General features: G+C 59.5%; 15 protein-coding genes. 8 read left to right on the plus strand and 7 right to left on the minus strand.

Going from position 1 to position 17,719, the window contains the following annotated elements:
- Positions 1-18: 18 nt before the first annotated feature.
- The 3 genes from arsC to CPH57_RS11625 form a co-directional block, all read right to left on the minus strand.
- Positions 19-450 carry a glutaredoxin-dependent arsenate reductase gene (arsC, locus tag CPH57_RS11615; protein ID WP_069100616.1) on the minus strand — a complete coding sequence of 144 codons (432 nt, stop codon included), beginning with the start codon at positions 448-450 and terminating at the stop codon, positions 19-21.
- A 14-nt stretch (positions 451-464) separates the two neighbouring features.
- Entirely contained in the window at positions 465-1,754 is a 1,290-nt protein-coding gene (locus CPH57_RS11620; RefSeq protein ID WP_096242360.1) for an arsenic transporter, read from the minus strand.
- Positions 1,755-1,823: 69 nt separating this feature from the next.
- A complete protein-coding gene (locus tag CPH57_RS11625) occupies positions 1,824-2,150 on the minus strand; it encodes a metalloregulator ArsR/SmtB family transcription factor (protein WP_033650826.1) in 327 nt (108 codons plus the stop codon).
- A gap of 150 nt (positions 2,151-2,300) precedes the next feature.
- Here CPH57_RS11625 and CPH57_RS11630 point away from each other — a divergent pair, with 150 nt between their 5' ends.
- The 4 genes from CPH57_RS11630 to CPH57_RS11645 all read left to right on the plus strand — a co-directional run bounded on the left by CPH57_RS11630 (position 2,301) and on the right by CPH57_RS11645 (position 5,271).
- Entirely contained in the window at positions 2,301-3,410 is a 1,110-nt protein-coding gene (locus tag CPH57_RS11630) for a YbdK family carboxylate-amine ligase (RefSeq protein WP_069100617.1), read from the plus strand.
- A 95-nt stretch (positions 3,411-3,505) separates the two neighbouring features.
- A complete protein-coding gene (locus CPH57_RS11635; protein ID WP_004935085.1) occupies positions 3,506-3,685 on the plus strand; it encodes a hypothetical protein in 180 nt (59 codons plus the stop codon).
- 213 nt (positions 3,686-3,898) lie between these two features.
- A complete protein-coding gene (locus tag CPH57_RS11640) occupies positions 3,899-4,495 on the plus strand; it encodes a hypothetical protein (RefSeq protein ID WP_069100618.1) in 597 nt (198 codons plus the stop codon).
- A 2-nt stretch (positions 4,496-4,497) separates the two neighbouring features.
- Positions 4,498-5,271: a DUF3307 domain-containing protein gene (locus CPH57_RS11645; RefSeq protein ID WP_033650823.1), complete on the plus strand. Its 774-nt coding sequence runs from the start codon at positions 4,498-4,500 to the stop codon at positions 5,269-5,271.
- 48 nt (positions 5,272-5,319) lie between these two features.
- Here the strand turns inward: CPH57_RS11645 and mgtA are convergent, their stop codons facing one another.
- Together mgtA and CPH57_RS11655 are read right to left on the minus strand one after the other, a co-directional pair.
- Positions 5,320-8,019, minus strand: a complete 2,700-nt coding sequence (gene mgtA, locus CPH57_RS11650; RefSeq protein ID WP_033643589.1) for a magnesium-translocating P-type ATPase — start codon at positions 8,017-8,019, stop codon at positions 5,320-5,322.
- A gap of 243 nt (positions 8,020-8,262) precedes the next feature.
- The gene (locus CPH57_RS11655; protein WP_025303346.1) at positions 8,263-8,961 is read right to left on the minus strand and encodes an MgtC family protein; all 699 of its coding nucleotides are present in this window, start codon (positions 8,959-8,961) and stop codon (positions 8,263-8,265) included.
- A gap of 501 nt (positions 8,962-9,462) precedes the next feature.
- Between CPH57_RS11655 and CPH57_RS11660 the strand changes: the two genes are divergently transcribed.
- Positions 9,463-11,643 carry a glycoside hydrolase gene (locus CPH57_RS11660; protein ID WP_069100619.1) on the plus strand — a complete coding sequence of 727 codons (2,181 nt, stop codon included), beginning with the start codon at positions 9,463-9,465 and terminating at the stop codon, positions 11,641-11,643.
- A 61-nt stretch (positions 11,644-11,704) separates the two neighbouring features.
- Positions 11,705-13,090, plus strand: a complete 1,386-nt coding sequence (locus CPH57_RS11665) for a CoA transferase (protein ID WP_096242361.1) — start codon at positions 11,705-11,707, stop codon at positions 13,088-13,090.
- Here the strand turns inward: CPH57_RS11665 and CPH57_RS11670 are convergent.
- Positions 13,087-13,962: a LysR substrate-binding domain-containing protein gene (locus CPH57_RS11670; RefSeq protein ID WP_033650819.1), complete on the minus strand. Its 876-nt coding sequence runs from the start codon at positions 13,960-13,962 to the stop codon at positions 13,087-13,089. The two genes, CPH57_RS11665 and CPH57_RS11670, sit on opposite strands and share 4 nt — an antisense overlap.
- A 101-nt stretch (positions 13,963-14,063) precedes the next feature.
- Between CPH57_RS11670 and CPH57_RS11675 the strand changes: the two genes are divergently transcribed.
- Positions 14,064-15,479: a pyridoxal-dependent decarboxylase gene (locus CPH57_RS11675; protein WP_042785742.1), complete on the plus strand. Its 1,416-nt coding sequence runs from the start codon at positions 14,064-14,066 to the stop codon at positions 15,477-15,479.
- Between the two features lie 12 nt (positions 15,480-15,491).
- Here CPH57_RS11675 and CPH57_RS11680 read toward each other — a convergent pair whose 3' ends face one another.
- Positions 15,492-16,133, minus strand: coding sequence for a GNAT family N-acetyltransferase (locus tag CPH57_RS11680; RefSeq protein WP_033643593.1), 642 nt, complete (start codon positions 16,131-16,133; stop codon positions 15,492-15,494).
- A gap of 794 nt (positions 16,134-16,927) precedes the next feature.
- Here CPH57_RS11680 and rcsA point away from each other — a divergent pair.
- A complete protein-coding gene (rcsA, locus tag CPH57_RS11685; protein WP_019453510.1) occupies positions 16,928-17,557 on the plus strand; it encodes a transcriptional regulator RcsA in 630 nt (209 codons plus the stop codon).
- Positions 17,558-17,719 lie beyond the last annotated feature (162 nt).

The following is a 17,719-nucleotide window of genomic DNA, read 5'->3' on the forward strand; positions in this document are numbered from 1 at the left end:
AATGCGGGGCCGCAGCGATTAGCCGTTGGTTATCCTGTGGCCCTGCGCATCAATCACCGGCTCCCCGTCCTCTTTGCTGAAGGCGCCGCGCTGCGGATCCGGCAGAATCTCCAACACCACCTCCGACGGACGGCACAAACGCGTGCCGAGCGGGGTCACCACAATGGGGCGGTTGATCAGGATCGGCTGTTGCAGCATGAAATCGATCAGTTGATCATCGCGCCAGCCGGCTTCGTCCAGCTTCAGCTCGGCGTAAGGCTCGACGTTTTTGCGCAGCAACGCGCGCGGCGTCATGCCCATTTCGTCCAGCAACGCAATCAATCGTTCGCGGCTTGGCGGCGTTTCCAGATACAAAACCACCTCTGGCTCAACGCCGCTGTTGCGGATCAACGCCAACGTATTGCGCGACGTGCCGCAGGCCGGGTTATGGTAAATCTTGATGTCGCTCATGACGGTTTCTCCGGTCAGGGCAAAACGGACAACCGCAATGCCAGCGCGGCCAGGGTGACAAACAAAATCGGTAACGTCATCACCAGCCCCACGCGGAAATAATAGCCCCAGGTAATGACGATGTTCTTTTGTGCCAACACATGCAGCCACAGTAACGTCGCCAGGCTGCCAATCGGGGTAATTTTGGGGCCGAGATCGCTGCCGATAACGTTAGCGTAAATCATCGCCTGTTTGATGACGCCTTCCGCACTGCTGCCGTCGATAGACAACGCCCCCACCCATACCGTCGGCATGTTATTCATGATGGAAGAGAGAAATGCGCTCAGGAAACCGGTGCCAAACGTCGCCGCCCACAGCCCCTGCCGTGCCAACGCGTCCAGCACACCGGAAAGCCAATCGGTCAAACCGGCGTTGCGCAACCCGTAGATCACCAGATACATGCCCAGTGAGAAAATGACGATCTGCCAGGGCGCCCCGCGCAACACTTTACCGGTATCGATCGCTCGCCCGCGTTTCGCCACCGCCAGCAAAACCAGGGCGCCGCAAGCGGCGACCAAACTGACGGGCACGCCGAGCGGCTCCAGGGCGAAAAAACCCATCAACAACAGCGCCAATACGGCCCAGCCGGTCCGAAACGTCGTGCGATCGCGAATCGCTTCCCGTGGCACCGGTAAACGCGTCAATGCGTAGCGCTGCGGAATATCCTTGCGGAAGAACAGATGCAACATCACCAGCGTCGCCGCGACGGCGGCAAGGTTGACCGGCACCATCACCGCCGCATACTCCGTAAAGCCCAGCCGGAAGAAATCCGCTGAAACGATATTTACCAGGTTGGACACCACCAGCGGCAGGCTGGCAGTATCGGCGATAAAGCCCGCCGCCATGACGAAAGCCAGCACGGCAGCAGGACGAAAACCGAGCGCCGACAGCATGGCGATCACGATCGGCGTCAGAATCAACGCGGCGCCGTCGTTCGCGAACAACGCTGCCACTACAGCCCCTAGCAGCAACATGTAGGTAAACAGCCATCGACCTTTGCCGTTGCCCCAACGTGCGACATGCAAGGCGGTCCAGGTGAAGAAGCCGCTTTCATCCAGCAGCAGGCTAATGATGATGACGGCGATGAAGGTCGCGGTCGCATTCCAGACTATCTGCCACACCACGGGAATATCACCGACGTGCACCACGCCGCTCACTAATGCCAATCCCGCCCCGATCGACGCACTCCAACCGATGCCCAGCCCTTTCGGTTGCCAAATCACCAAAATCAACGTCAGAATAAAGATTGTCCCTGCCACTATCATCGTCGCCTCGCTGCTTCTTCAAGTTTACATATATGTTTTTCCGGATATGTTAAGGCAAATTTTTTATCGTTACGGGCAACCTTTCGCCGCGCGTTGCGCCAATTCCATCATCTGTTCTGATCGGCACTGATAAGCCTGCTCAATAATAGCCGCCGCCCAGGCCGGCATATGCGGCGACAGGCGATAATGTATCCACTTGCCATCGCGCCGATCGAGCAACAGCCCGCTTTCACGCAGCATCGCCAGATGTCTTGATATTTTTGGCTGCGGCAGCGCCAGTGCGCCCGACAGCTCGCACACGCACAGCTCGCCGGCGTGGCGCAGCACCAGCACCAGCGTCAGACGCGTCTCATCCGACAAGTTTTTAAACAGCTTCAGCGGCGTCAATGACGTCATGTCGCACTCCCGTTAACCTTTATCTGCTCGACAAATCGCTCGTGAAAATATCACCTTCATATTCGAAAAAGCAAATATAAAACGCAAGGCGTTATCCCCAGCCCAACAACTTATACTTATCTTACGCTGTTTTTATGGGAAGGAGGCGCCATGCCGCTCACATTCAAACCGTCGGAAAGACTCTCCATCGGCACCGAAATAGAGCTGCAGCTGGTCGATGACGAGCACTACGATCTTACGGATCGGGCTGACCGGGTGGTCAGCGCGGTCGGCGACCGCCGACGCGTCAAACATGAGCTCACCAAGTCGATGGTGGAACTGAACAGCTCGGTGCACCGCGATCTCGATGCGCTGCACGCCGAGCTGCGCGCCCTGACCGATACCGTCCGGCGCAGCGCACGACGCCTGGGCTGTGACGTCTGCGGCGGCGGCCGCCACCTGAGCAACGACTGGCGCAAGCAGGTCATCAGCGACAACGCGCGCTACAGGCAGCTGGCCAGCCGCTTTGGCTATCTCTCCAAACTGGCCTGCGTATTCGGCCAACACATCCACCTCGGCGTCAACGACGGAGACGAGGCGATGTACCTGTGCCATGCGCTGACGCCCTATTTTCCGCAGCTGATCGCGCTCAGCGCTTCGTCACCGCTGTACCAGGGCGTCGATACGCGCTTTGCCAGCTCCCGTTTCAGCGCACAGAATTCTTTCCCCAATTACGGCTGCCTGGAACACATCTACAGCTGGCGCGAATTCAACGCCTACTATGACCGGCTGCATGCCGCCGGCGTCATCGACAGCGTCAAGGATATTTACTGGGATGCGCGGCCGAAACCGGAGCTGGGCACGGTAGAGATCCGCATCTGCGATACGCCGCTGCGCCTCGCGCACGCCACGCTGCTGGTCGGCTACTGCCGTCTGCTGGCCGATTTTCTGTTGCAACACCGCACGCCGATCGCGCCGGAGTACGATGCCTTCACCAACTACAACAAGATCAACGCCTATCGCAGCGGTTTCGCCGCCGAATACGTCGATCCCGCCACGCTGCGCCGCTGCAGCCTGACCGCACATATCCTGCACACCCTCGACACGCTGAGCGGCTTCGCCGAGCGGCAGGAGGATCGGGCCGTGCTGCAGGCGGTCGAGCGCCATGTGCGCCGGGGCATCAGCGATGCGGAGCATATCCGCCAGATGTTGCACAACGGCCTGCCGCAAACCCAGGTCATCAAACGCCTGTGCGATGAGCTGTTGCAACCGGCAAGTTAAGTTTCGGCTATCGATTCCATACGCCAAAGCGGCTGTTCATTATGTGCTCTTTCGCTACAATCGTGAGCACTGACATTCACCGTATCGAGGACACTATGTACAATTTCTCCCGCTATCAGGCAAAAGAACTGGCGCTGGCTTACATGAGCGGCAAAAAGCACGATCTGTCGCCGCAGGAGTTTTTGCAGCAGCTGAAAAGCAGCGAAAGATCGTTTGAGCACCTGCTGAAACACGGCAGTGAAATGCCGCGTGACGTGCTGGTCAAAAGCTTCTGAACGGCCGGTCGCCGGCCTCTTTCCGTCTACGCCGCCGGTGGCGGGCCTGACAGGTCCGCGCATTCCCGGCCGTCTCTCTCCCTTTCTCTTCGCCCCCGACGTTTCGCCTCCACCGACCAACACCCGGAAAATTCGCCTTTAGAGACGAATTATTGACATATTCGTATTCAGGTGCGAATTTATAGTCATCCCCCATCCACAACGGATCACGCCATGCCGACGCCAATCAGCGTAATCAGCGGCGATCTGGTCGATTCTCGCCGGTCAGACACCGTCAACTACCTCAACGGGCTGCACAGCCTGCTCGATCGGCTGCAGCGCGACGGGCGGCTGCGCCAGGTGGAAATCTTTCGCGGCGATGCCTTCCAGGCGCAGGCCGCGCCGGAGGACGGGCTGTTGCTGGCAGTGTATATTCGCACTGCGCTGCGGGCGATGGGCACCGCTCACTGGGATGCGCGCATCGCCGTCGGGCTGGGTAGCCAACGGCCCGACGCCGCCGGTTACGGTAGCGCCTTTATCAACTCCGGCAGCGCGCTGGACGCCATGACGAAAAATTGCCGCCTGGCTCTGAAAACCGACAACGATCGGACAAACGCCATTGTCAGCGATCTGCTGCCGATGTTAGATCATGTCATTGGCCGCTTGTCGCAGACCGAAGCGCGCATCGTCCAGGCGAGAATGTTCGCCGACAGCGGCGCGGCCGTAGCCGAGCAGCTGCAAAAAGCCGCTTCCACGGTCTCCGCCACGCTCAAACGCGCGGCCTATGAGGAGATCATGCGGTTTATTCACGCCATTAACAGGATCGTCTGACTATGGATCTGACCTATGCGCCTTTACTGGCCTGGCTGTTGATCGTCCATCTGCTGGCGGATTTTCCGCTGCAGCCGCTGAGTTGGGTGGAAGATAAAATCCAACATCGCGCGCGTTCGCGTTTTCTGCTGCTGCACGCGTTGCTGCATGGGGTGCTGGCCGCCTGGGTGGTGGCCGGTTTCGGCCTGCTGCACGGCGGACTGTCTTCACTGCAGGTGTTGGTCAGTCTGCTGGTTATCGCCGTCAGCCACTACCTGATCGATTTGCTGAAAGTCACCGCCATGATCCGCCTGAGCCCGGCCCGCAGCTTTCTGCTCGATCAGGGATTGCATCTGGCGGTGATCGCCTTGCTGTGGCTAGGGCTGACGCCGAATGCCGGTGAACTGCTCGCGGCGTTGGGACGGCAACTGGGGAGTTGGCAAACCGGCCTGGTGCTGGTGGCCTACAGCCTGATTTATCTGCCGATGAGCCTGCTGATTGGGCAACTGCTGGCGCGCTGGACGCCGCAAATGCCGCCTTCGGCCAAGGCCGACAACGATTCGCTGCTGCGCGCGGGCAAACAGATTGGCTATCTGGAAAGAACGCTGATCCTGACCTTTGTGCTGCTGGGGCAAATTCCGGCGATCGGTTTTTTGCTGGCGGCCAAATCTATCTTCCGTTTCGGCGATCTGCGCCAAAGTGACGATAAGATGCGTACCGAGTATGTGCTGCTCGGCACGCTGTTTTCCTTCACGCTGACCATCATGCTCGGCCTGCTGGTCAACAAACTGCTGTAGCGGTGCGGGGGCGAAGAATTTCGCCCCCGAAGTGAACGCCGAGGCGGCTTAGAGCCACTCGCCGAAGCGGCGGATATAGAAACGCTTCATCAACTGTGCGACCACGCAGTAGCTGACCAGCGTAGCGGCCAACCACGGGAAGTATTCCCACGGCAGCGGCTGCAAGCCAACCAGGGCGCCGAGCGGCGAGAACGGAATGTAGATGCCGAGCGCCATCACCAACCCGGTGGTCAGCAAGACCGGCAACGCCGCCGTGCTCTGAATGAACGGGATCTTCTGGGTGCGCAACATATGCACCACCAGCGTTTGCGACAGCAGCCCCTCAATGAACCAGCCGGACTGGAACAGCGCCTGGTGTTCCACGCTGTTGGCGGCGAACACGTACCACATCAGCGCATACGTCGTGATATCGAAGATTGACGAGGTCGGCCCAATCCACAGCATAAAGCGCCCGATGTTTTTGGAGTCCCACTTGCGCGGTTTGCGCAGAAACTCTTTGTCCATCTTGTCCCACGGCAGCGACAGCTGAGAAATGTCGTACATCAGGTTCTGAATCAACAGGTGGATCGCCAGCATCGGCAGGAACGGGATGAAGGCGCTGGCCACCAGCACCGAGAACACGTTGCCGAAGTTGGAGCTGGCGGTCATGTTCAGGTACTTGATGATATTGCCGAAGGTCTCGCGCCCTTTGATTACCCCCTCTTCCAGCACCATCAGGTTCTTTTCCAACAGGATGATGTCCGCCGACTCCTTGGCGATATCGGTACCGGTGTCGACCGAGATGCCGACGTCGGCGTCGCGCAGCGCCGGCGCATCGTTGATGCCGTCGCCGAGGAAGCCGACGGTATGGCCGTTGGCCTGCAGCATTTTCAGCACCCGCGATTTTTGCAACGGCGTCAGCTTGGTGAAGACCGTGCGCTGTTCCACTTCGCGCGCCAGTTCTTCGTCATCCATCTGTTCAATCCGCAGCCCGGAGAGCGGCTCGCCCGGCTCCAGCCCGACGTCGCGGCAAATCTTGCAGGTGATCACCGGGTTGTCGCCGGTCAGCACCTTCACCGTCACGCCATTTTCCTGCAGCGCGGCGATCGCCTGCTGAGCGCTCTCCTTCGGCGGATCGAGGAAGGTCAGCAGCCCTTGCACCACCATATCGCGCTCGTCGGCCACGCTCAGCGGTTCGGCCGGGCGTTGCGCGTCCAGCTCGCGCGTCGCCAGCACCAGCACGCGGAAACCGTCTTCGTTATATTCGCGGGCCAGCGCCTGCAGCGCCGCACGGCGCGCGTCGTCCAGCACCAGCGTCTGATCGCCTTCGCGCACGTGGGTGGCGATCTCCAGCATCTCCTCCACCGCGCCCTTACAGATCAGCTGCTGGCGACCATTCTCATCCGCCACCACGATCGACAAACGGCGGCGCACGAAATCGAACGGCAGCTCATCCACCTTGCTGAAACGCCCCAGGGCTTCAATGCCCGGTTTGCCGCGGCCAAAGCGGATCACCGCCTGATCCATCAGGTTCTTCATGCCGCTCTGATGGAAGCTGTTCAACCAGGCCAGGTGCAACACCTCGTTATCTCTGGCGCCGTTGACGTCGATGTGGTGCTCGAGAATGATGCGGTCCTGGGTCAGCGTGCCGGTTTTGTCGGTGCAAAGCACGTCCATGGCGCCAAAGTTCTGAATGGCGTTCAGACGCTTCACCACCACCTTACGACGCGACATGGCGATCGCCCCTTTCGCCAGGTTGGAGCTGACGATCATCGGCAGCATTTCCGGCGTCAGGCCGACCGCCACCGCCAGCGCGAACAGCGCCGCTTCGCTCCAGTCGCCTTTGGTGAAGCCGTTGATCAGCAACACCACCGGCACCATCACCAGCATGAAGCGAATCAACAGCCAGCTGACGCTGTTCACCCCGCGATCAAACGCAGTCTGCGCCCGTGTCCCGACGATCGACTTGGCCAACGAGCCGAAGTAGGTGCGCCCGCCGGTCGCCACCACCACCGCCGTAGCGGTACCGCTGGCGACGTTGGTGCCCATCAGACAGATGTTGGAGAGCTCAAGCAGCGCGTTCTCGCTGGACACTTCCCCTTCGCTCGACTTCTGCGCCACGTTGCCCATCGCATCGTATTTCTCGATAGGGATCGCCTCGCCGGTCAAAATCGCCTGGCTGATGAACAGATCGCGCGAGGCGATAAGACGCACGTCGGCCGGCACCATGTCACCGGCGGAGAGCTGGATGATATCCCCCGGCACCAGTTCGCGGATCGGCACTTCCAGCGTCAGCGGATGCGCGCTGTAGCTGCTGCGGCGCAGCACCGTGGCGGTAGTGCGCACCATCGATTTCAGCGCTTCCGCCGCTTTGTTGGTGCGGTATTCCTGCCAGAAACGCAGCAGCCCGCTCAGCGTGACCATGGTCAGGATGATAATGACGCCGGTGAGTTCAGTTTCTTCACCGCTCTGGAGCGGCAGCCAATAATCGGTAAAGAAACTGATCGCAGCCAGCACCATCAGCACGAAGATAAACGGGTTGTTGAAGGCCTTGATCAGCTGGATCAAGGCATGCGGCGCCTTGTCATGGGCGACCTGGTTGGCGCCGAACTGTTCCAGCCGCTCATCGGCGTCGTCCTGGGTCAAGCCGTTGCGGTTGCACTTCAGGTTCGCCAGCGTTTGAGCGATGCTGTTGGTGGCCTCTTGCGCAATGGCGTAGGTCACCGCGTCTTTATCACGGCGACGCGTTCTTTCATTAATCTGAGTCATAACGCTATTCTCTTATTTTAGTTCTGCGCACAGCGAAGCCCCGCCCGATAAACAGGTGACTATGCGCAGCTTGGAATTTTTTATTAGCGTGACTAAATGGCGGAATTACCCTGTCAGCCACGCTGGAATCATTTTCCTTCCGGGGTCATCGTCCATAACGCCTCCTTAATGTTCAGCGTTATTCAAGGCGTGCATGAATAAACCTGAACATATAATCAAGTTAATCAATATTTATATCATTAATCAGACCGGTAATTCGGACGCGACGCGCCAGCGAACGGCGCTCACGCTTTTTTCCAGACTGACGCGGCAGACAATACCTTCGATTTCTTTTTGCGCGGCCGGCGTAGCGGTAATTTCCGCGCACACTTCCAATTGCCCCGGGCTCGAAATATCGGCGCTGCGCAAGGATTGCAGCCGCAAGGCGACGCCGTTCAGCGCCTGCAGGATCAGGGTGCGCACCAGAATTTCGTCCTGCTCGCCGCAGGTCACCTGAATGCGATAGCACAGTTCCAGATCGGTCGCCTGCTGATGCGGCTGCAGATTGATGCGCTGCGCGGCTTCGCGCAGCAGGATATTGGCGCACAGGATCACCAGCGTAGCGACCACCGCATCCCAATGCTGGCCCAGGCCGCACAGTACGCCGATCCCCGCCGAACACCACAGCGTGGCGGCGGTATTGAGGCCGCGAATATTAAGCCCTTCACGCATGATCACGCCGGCGCCGAGGAAGCCGATACCGGATACGATCTGCGCCGCCACGCGGCCGGCGCTGGCCGGATCGGTGGACATGGAGCTGAGAATAAAGACCGCCGCGCCGGTCGCCACCAGCGCATTGGTGCGCAGGCCGGCCATGCGTTGGCGCCACTGGCGTTCGGCGCCAATGACCGCGCCCAGGCACATCGCCAGCAATAAATTCAAAACGAAAGGAGTCATAGCCATGACTGTCCCCTTAATTAACCGCAGGAGATAAAATCATGTGCTGTTTAGCACACGCGAAATCGCGCTGAAAATAAATCAGCGAATCAGCGTGCTGTGCCTGGAGGGAAAAGGCTGTGGCTGCAGAATACCATAATAACGTCCAACTCAATTCACCTGAAACCGTCAGGCATCAGGAAACGTTTCTTATTCGGGTATGCACAGCTCAGAAATAACTGGAGAGGGGTGCTGCCCGCCGATAACGGCAAGCAACAAATCAGAAGAGAATTGGTCAGCTTGCCTTATTTGTTTTATTACAACTACAACTGTCCAATTGGGTTTCTCCACTGAAATTTTGGCTGAGTATAGTGACGTCGGGTAATGAAGTAAAGGCTAATTTATTAAACGAAAAATAAACTGGAATACGGCGTTTATATTTCGATGTCACAAATAGAAGATGGCGACATTGGGTGACACTGCGCTTATCGGTAAACTGCCCTCTTTCATCTTCCAAGGACGCCCCTGATGAAACAACGGTTTTCCCCGCTCGCGCTGGCGCTGCTCATCAGTTTTCCCGCCGAAGCCTTACTGCTGCAGCAAGGCGACGTGCAGTTTGAACTCGACCCTGCCACGCTGCATATCGCCGCAGGCCCGGTGCCGATCAATCTGGCGCAGCCTGCGCAGCAGGTAACGGATCTTACCGCAACGCCACGACGCGCCAGCTGGCGATGGCCGCAACGCGCAATCAACGTCAGCGCCCGTCTGGAAGGCGGCGATCTGCGCCTGAGCTTCAGCAGCGATCGGCCGCAAACCCTGAACTGGTATCGTATGCCGCAGGGGGAAACGCTGCTGTTGCCGATCGGCGAAGGCAGCCGCATCCCGCTGGACAACGCGGTCTGGCGTCATTACCTGACGACGGAAATGACGCCGCTGGATACCAACTGGGATCTGAAACTGCCGCTGTGGAGCCTGCAACACCAGGGTAAGGTCTACAGCTGGCTGATGTTGACGCCGTTCAGTAACCAGATAGCCTTCGCCACCGCGCAGGAAAAGCTGGCGATGCGCGCCAGCCACCAATTCAATCGCTTCAATCAACAACAGGCATTCGAGGTGCTGCTGCACGTCGGCAACGCCCCGCTGTCCGGCGCCCGCCGTTACCGCGACTATCTGCAACAAAACGGCCGGTTCAGCAGCCTGCGCGAGAAGATCAAGCAGGCGCCCGAAGGCGAAAAGCTGATCGGCGCTACCCATATCTATCTGTGGGGCGACCAATTGCTGGCGGCGGAAGATGTCAAGGATTGGCCGGGATTACTGCACTACTTCGCCTCTCCCGCCGCCGAAGCGCTGCGGCAGAAGATGGACGCCGAGAGCAGAAGCTTGCTGCTGCGGCTGGCGGGAAAAACGCCGGAGGGCTGGCAACAACAGCCCCTGATCGACGGCATCAACCGGGCGTTGACGGCGCAGTTCGCGCTTGGCGCGACGCCGGATGACGCCGACTTTCTGCAGGCGCAACAGCGCCAGGCCGCCGCAGTGCGGGCGCTGGCGCAACGGGAGCTGGGACGCTGGTTAACCCCAGCGGACGGTTGGGGGCAAGGGTTGGCCAAACCGTTGATCGACGCGCTGCGCCAGGCCGGTTTGCCGCGCCTGTGGTTGGGCACCGATAACTGGACCGCCGCCTTCCTGCACCCGCAAGCGGTAGCCGCCGCCAAAGCGGCCGGTTATCTGATCGCCAGCTACGACTCCTACGATACCGCCATCGCGCGCGGCGTCAACGACAGCTGGCTCACTGCGCAGTTGCCGACGACGCTGCGGGAATCCTGCGCCATCGTGCGTGCAGACGGCAGCAGGAAACCCGGCTTCGGTAAACAGGGTTATTACCTCAATCCAGGCTGTGTCCTGCCCTATTCTCAACAGCGCATGCGCGAACTGGTGCAATTGGCCGGGTTGAACAGCCTGTTTCTCGATGTGGACGGCACCGGCATGGTTTCCGACGACTATCAGCCCGACCACCCAACCGGCGCGGCGCAGATGGCCGAAGCCCGCAACGCCCGGCTCGCCTGGTTCAGCGCCACCCTTAAGTTACCGCTGGGCTCAGAGGATGGTAACGCAGTGACCGCGCGCAGCCTGATGTTCGCCCACGGCATGGAAACCTGGGGATTCGGCTGGGGAGATAAACAGATGAATCAGGATAAATCCTCGCCCTATTATCTCGGCGCTTGGTGGCCCAACGCCCAACCGGCGTTTTTCTTCCGCCCCGCCAAAGTGAAACAGCCCTACCGTACCGTCGAATTCGATCCGCGTTACCGCCTGCCGCTGTACCAGGCCGTTTTCCACGATGCTATCGTCAGCAGCCACCACTGGAATTACGACAATCTGAAATTCAGCGACGTTCAGACCACCCGCAGCCTGCTCAGCCAGCTGTACAACACCGCGCCGATGTTCCACCTGAGCCGCACCACTCTGGCGGCGCGCTTACCGGCGATAAAACGCGCCGATGCCGCCTTCCGGCCGCTGCATCAAGCCTTGTGGGATAAAGCGTTAACCGACTTCCGCTGGCTCGATCGGGACGGCTGGGTGCAACAGACGACGTTCAGCGACGGATCGACCCTGACCGCCAATTTCAGCGCGCAACCTTTCGGCGGCGTGGCGCCCCACAGCGTACGCGCCAAACTGGCCGACGGCCGCACTCTCGACGTCGCACCTTAGCAAGGCCGCCGACAGTGGGCTACGCTAGGCTATATTTCCGTTTACCCACAAGGAGCGGCCGATGACTCCCCTGATCCACACTCTGCTCGACGAGATTTGGCAAAGCCTCGGGCAATGCCCTGCCCCCGCCGATCGCCTCACCGTAAGCGGCACCGGCGCATTGCCTTCGGCTTTTCCCGTGACCGAATTGGCCACCGCCGCCTGGAGCGCCGCAGGTTTAGCCTGCGCCGAGCTGCTGCGGCGCGAGGGCGCCGCCGCGCAGCAGGTTTGGGTCGATCAACGCCTGGCCTCGCTTTGGTTCGGCTGGACGCTACGCCCGCTGGGTTGGACGCTGCCCGCCGCCTGGGACGCGCTGGCCGGCGACTACGCCACGGCGGACGGCTGGATACGCCTGCATACCAATGCGCCACACCATCGGCGAGCGGTGGAACAGGTGCTGGGCCCGGCATCGAAGAAAGGCGCGCTGGCGGAACGTGTGCTGGCCTGGAAAAAAAGCGAGCTGGAGGAAGCGGTGATCGCGGCCGGCGGCTGCGCAGCCCAAATGCGTTCGGCGGCCGCGTGGCGACAACATATTCAGGGTAAAAGCGTGGCGCTCGAACCGCTGATCCACACCGCATTGCAGCCGGAAGCGCCATCGCCCGGCTGGACGCTGCCCGTCGCCCGGCCGCTGCACGGCGTGCGGGTACTGGACCTGACGCGCATTCTCGCCGGGCCGATCGCCACGCGTTTTCTCGCCGGCTTGGGCGCCGACGTGCTGCGTATCGACCCTTACGGGTGGGATGAGCCCGGGGTCGAACACGAAGTGATGTTGGGCAAGCGCAGCGCGCGCCTCAATCTGACCAATGCGCGCGATCGCCATACGTTTGAGCACCTGCTGAGAAACGCCGACGTGATCGTGCACGGCTACCGCGCCGGCGCGCTGGAGAAACTGGGCTATGGCGCGGAGGAAAGGCACGCGCTGGCGCCGGGCCTGATCGACGTCTGCCTGAATGCCTACGGCTGGAGCGGGCCGTGGCGCACCCGGCGCGGTTTCGACAGTCTGGTGCAGATGAGCTGCGGGCTGGCGGAGGCGGGCATGGTTTGGCGCAGCGCCAGTTTGCCGGTGCCGCTGCCGGTACAGGCGCTGGATCACGCCACCGGCTATTTGATGGCGGCGGCGGTGCTGACCGGTATGACGCAGCGTCTGAACCGCGGCACCGGCTATCGCGCGCGCTTGTCGCTGGCGCGGACGGCGCAGCTGCTGCTGGCGCATCCCTACCCGACGCATTATCGGTCGGAACCGCTGACACCGGCCGGAAGCGCCGACGAGAACCCTGAAACGGAACTGACTCACTGGGGGGCCGCGCAACGCCTGCGCGCGCCGTTGAGTCTGCAGGGCACGGCGCTGCAATGGGCGCTGCCGGCGACCACGCTCGGCACCTCGCAACCGGAATGGCTACGCCGCTAAATCGCCGCCAACTGCTGCTGAAGCCACTGCAGCAAGCGGGTGACCGCCGGCGTCAACCCGGCGGTCTGCGGCCATGCCAGATAAACGTCGTCATCGCTCAGGCGACAGGGCGCGGCCAAGGCCACCAGCCTCCCCGCGTCGAGGGCATCCTGCACCAGCAGCTTTTTCGCCAACGCGATGCCAAACCCTTGCTCCGCCGCGCGAATCAATAATCCGGCATCGTTGAACAACGCCTGTTGCCGCCCGCATAACGGGCGCCCCTGCGCGTTGAACCAGTCGCGCCAGGGACTGACGTCGTGCTCGAGCAACGGAATATCGCCACCGTTCTCGAAAGCCGCCCCCCATTCTCGCGCCATATCCGGCGAAGCGACAGGCAACACGTCCCCCGAGGCGATGCGCTGCGCCTGCAGCCCCGCCCATTGACCGCTGCCGATGCGGATCGCCGCATCGAACCCCCGCTGCGACAGATCCTGCAGCGCCAGCGACGCATCGATATCCAGCGCAATATCGGCACAGGCCTCATGAAAAGCCGACAGACGCGGCAGCAGCCAGTAATGGGCAAAAGACGGCAACACGCTGATGCGCAGCGTCTGGCTTGCCGCCGCTCGCCGGGCGCGGGCGACGCCCTGCTGCAGCGCCTGCAGCGCCGGCTCTACCGCCGCCAGCAACTCTCGCCCGGCGGCATTCAGGCGCACGCCGCGCCCGCGCCGTTCAAACAGCGGATAGCCGACCGCCTGTTCCAGCAGCTGAATTTGCTGGCTGACCGCGCCGTGCGTCAAATGCACCTGTTGCGCCGCAGCGCGCAAATTTTCCAACCTGGCGGCGATAGCAAAGGTCGGCAAGACATGCAAGGGAATGCGTTCACTCATTATTGGTTAACCAGGCTATCCAAAAAGGTTATTTTTTATCGATTTTGACCGGCAGGCAAATGTTCTATGTTTACCCCATCATCCCTGACGCTTTCGGAGCCGCCATGCACCCACGTTTACAACAGGACCTCGCACAGTTTCCGCAGATCCTCGATCACACCCGCCAACTGGCGGAAGATTTCCTGGCTGGGCTGCAGCAACGCTCGGTCTGCCCACCGCTCGAGCATCAGCAGCTGCAACCGGGCGACGATCGGCTCGACGAAAACGGCGAAGGCGCCCTGGCGGCGCTGGAGCGCTTTTGGCAACGTTATCAGGCCGGCATTTCCGCCAGCGCCGGCCCGCGTTATTTCGGCTTCGTCACCGGCGGCGGCACCCCGGCGGCGGTCGCAGCGGACTGGCTGGTTAGCGTGACAGACCAAAATAGCCTGCTCAGCCATGATACCATCGCAGCCACGATCGAGCTGGCGGCCGTGACGCAATTGAAATCCCTGCTGGGCCTGCCGGAAACGTTCAGCGGCAGCCTGGTCAGCGGCGCGACCATGGCTAATTTCACCGGGCTGGCCATTGGTCGGCAGTGGCTGGGGCAACAGCGCGGCGTGGATATCGCCCAACAAGGCCTGACGGCGCTGGGCCCGATCCGGGTTCTGGGAGCCAATCCGCATTCCAGCAGCGTGAAGGCGCTCAGCATGCTCGGTATCGGCCGCGAGGCGTTGACGATCGTCGCCAGCCTGCCGGAGTCTGAAGCCATGGATATGGCGGCGCTGGAGCGGCAGCTGGCCGCCGGCGCTGGCCAGCCAACGTTGGTACTGGCCAGTGCCGGCACGGTCAATACCGTCGCTTTCGACGATCTGCCGCAACTGCTGGCGCTGCGAGAGCGTTATCCATTTTGGCTGCATGTCGATGCGGCATTCGGCGGCGTGGCGGCCTGCTCGCCGCTCTACGCCCCAAGGCTCGAGGGCTGGCAGCATGCCGATTCCATCACCGTCGATGCGCACAAATGGCTGAACGTGCCTTATGACAGCGCGATCCAATTTACCCGCCATCTGGATCTGCAGATGCAGGTATTTCAGAACCATTCGGCCTACCTGGAAGCACCGACGCTGCGGCCAGACAACTATCTGCATCTGACGCCGGAAAATTCGCGCCGCTTCCGCGCCCTGCCGCTTTGGCTGACGCTGAAAGCCTATGGCCGCAGCGGCATACGAGATATCGTCGAGCGCAATGTCGAACTGGCGCAGGCGCTGGGAGCGGCGTTAGCGGCCGAGGACGGTTTTCATCTGTTGGCGCCCGTGAATATGAACGTGGTGTGCTTTGCCCTCAGTCATCCACAGGGCGACAGCGAAGCGGCGCGCGATCGCTTTCTCGAACGCCTTAGCCGGCATGGGGTGGCGCGTTGCACCCCTACGCGTTATAACGGCCAGCCGGGGATCCGCGCCGCGCTGGTCAACTGGATGACGGAGGAACAGGACATTCGCCTGACGCTGGACTCGCTGCGCCATTGCCTGGCGGAGACGGCCTAAACGCCTGGCGCGTCACCCGGGCTGGAAGGCCTGCAAACGCCGTTCTTGCCGCCCGTCGTCGCCGATGTTATCCGGTGACAGCCAGGCGGCAAACGCCGAGCGCAGCGCCGGCCATTCTCCATCGATGATCGACAGCCAGTCGGTGTCGCGCGTGCGTCCTTTGACGACGACCGCCTGACGGAACGTGCCCTCATAGCGAAAACCAAAACGCTCGGCGGCCTGACGCGAAGGCAGATTGAGGCTATCGCATTTCCATTCGCAGCGCCGGTAACCCAGATCGTCAAACAAATGGCGCAGCATCAGGAAAATGGCCTCGCTGCCGAGCGCACTGCGCTTCATCAGCGGGGACCAGTTGATGGTGCCCAGTTCAGCCGCACCGTTGGCGGGATCGATGCGCAAAAAAGCGCAGGTTCCTACCGCGCGCCCGTTCGCCTGATCGATCACCACCATCGTGCGCCTATCGGCGCTGGACGCCAGGGCCTGCAGGTAATGCTGAAAATCCTCGCGTGTCTGCGGCCGCGCCCAAAACAGATAGGTCCAGTCGCGGTCGTCCTCGGCGGTTTGATAAGCCTGATAAAGCTCGTCGCCCCAGCGTTCGAGGTTCAGCGGTTCCAGGCGGCAAAACCGCCCTGACAGTAACGCTTGCCCGGGCATGCCTGCCGGCTGCCAATGAGGGAGGGCATCGCCTATCGGCTGCCCATATTGATTTTGTCTCACCGCGACATCCTGTTTTTGAAAGGTGCAAAAGCAAGTTAAAACCGGCGCGGGTCAGAAACAACTCCGACCTGCCGCCGCCCCTGCCGACCGGCTGGCAAGACGATAGTTTAGAAAAATCACTCAATCACCGATAAACATTCACACAAATAATTTCATATGAAATAAATATCCACATAACCTATTGTAAAATGGTGATTTATGGCAACAATTAAGCTACACATTCCAGCAATAATGTTAACTTTTGTTTGTTGTTATGATAAAAACAGAAGCGCTTATCATTAGCGAAAGGTGCCAAGACAATCATAAGGCAATGATTTTTATGATTAAAAACAGAAGAACTCAGGGGTGAGTGCTTTTTGAGCACTTAAAAAGCACGCTAAAAGACTTCAAAAAAAAGACACATGAATTTTTTTTAAGACTTTTCCTAGCAAACTAAAATTTTGTTTCGTGACATGATGAACAGATTATCAGCAGACAATGCCAGCAGGCGCGGGCGCCAAGCGCGAATCAGGCCCATCATGCCGACGCCGGGCGAGTAGCGGATCGCTCTGACTTAAGCCAAACTTATAGATTCATGCGATTAATAAGTTTAGTATGAAAATATCATTGAGTGCCGTCGTGTTTATTGATAGAACACTCGCTACACTGAATTATTGTTCCATTTTGCCTTTCGGCTTTTTAGGCTTTTTCTCATATTACCGCAGTAAAACGGATTTAAGTGGGGGTGCGATATGCCAACGATTATCATGGATTCATGTAGCTATACCAGATTGGGGTTAACCGACTATCTGACTTCGCATGGCGTGAAGAAGCGCCATATTAATGCCATCGAGGACATTGACAGCCTGCATGAAAAATGCAGTAAGTTGAATCCTAGCCTGGTGTTTATTAACGAGGACTGCTTCATCCATGAAGCAAACGCCACGGAGCGAATAAAACGGGTGATTTCACTGCACCCGGATACGTTATTCTTCATCTTCATGGCTATTACCAATGTACATTTCGACGATTATTTATATGTTCGCAAGAACGTCATCATATCGTCAAAATCCATCAAACCAGAGACTATGAATCAGCTACTTAGTCATTATCTCGAGAAAAAATCCCTACGGGTGGAGAAATCTTCTCTGGATCAAACGCCGGTGACGCTGAGCCAAACTGAATCGAACATGTTACGCATGTGGATGTCAGGGCAAGGCACCATCCAGATATCAGACCAGATGCAAATAAAGGCCAAAACGGTCTCTTCCCACAAGGGAAACATCAAGCGGAAAATAAAAACGCACAACAAGCAGATCATTTACCACGTTGTCCGTTTGACCGACACATTGACTAGTGGAATATTCGTCAATAGCCGCTGAACCGTAGAGAACGCCCCCACTTTGTTTACCCATCGTTAATTTCCGGTGATAACGTAATCCGGTTCTCAAACGCTGGGATAACCAAAAGAATACCTGCTGCGTTATCCCCCGCTAGCGCAACGGGTATTTTTATGTCGTCGATAAAAAAATTCTTACCGCATT

This window comes from Serratia sp. JKS000199, from assembly GCF_900215455.1.
In the GTDB taxonomy this organism is placed as follows: domain Bacteria; phylum Pseudomonadota; class Gammaproteobacteria; order Enterobacterales; family Enterobacteriaceae; genus Serratia; species Serratia ureilytica.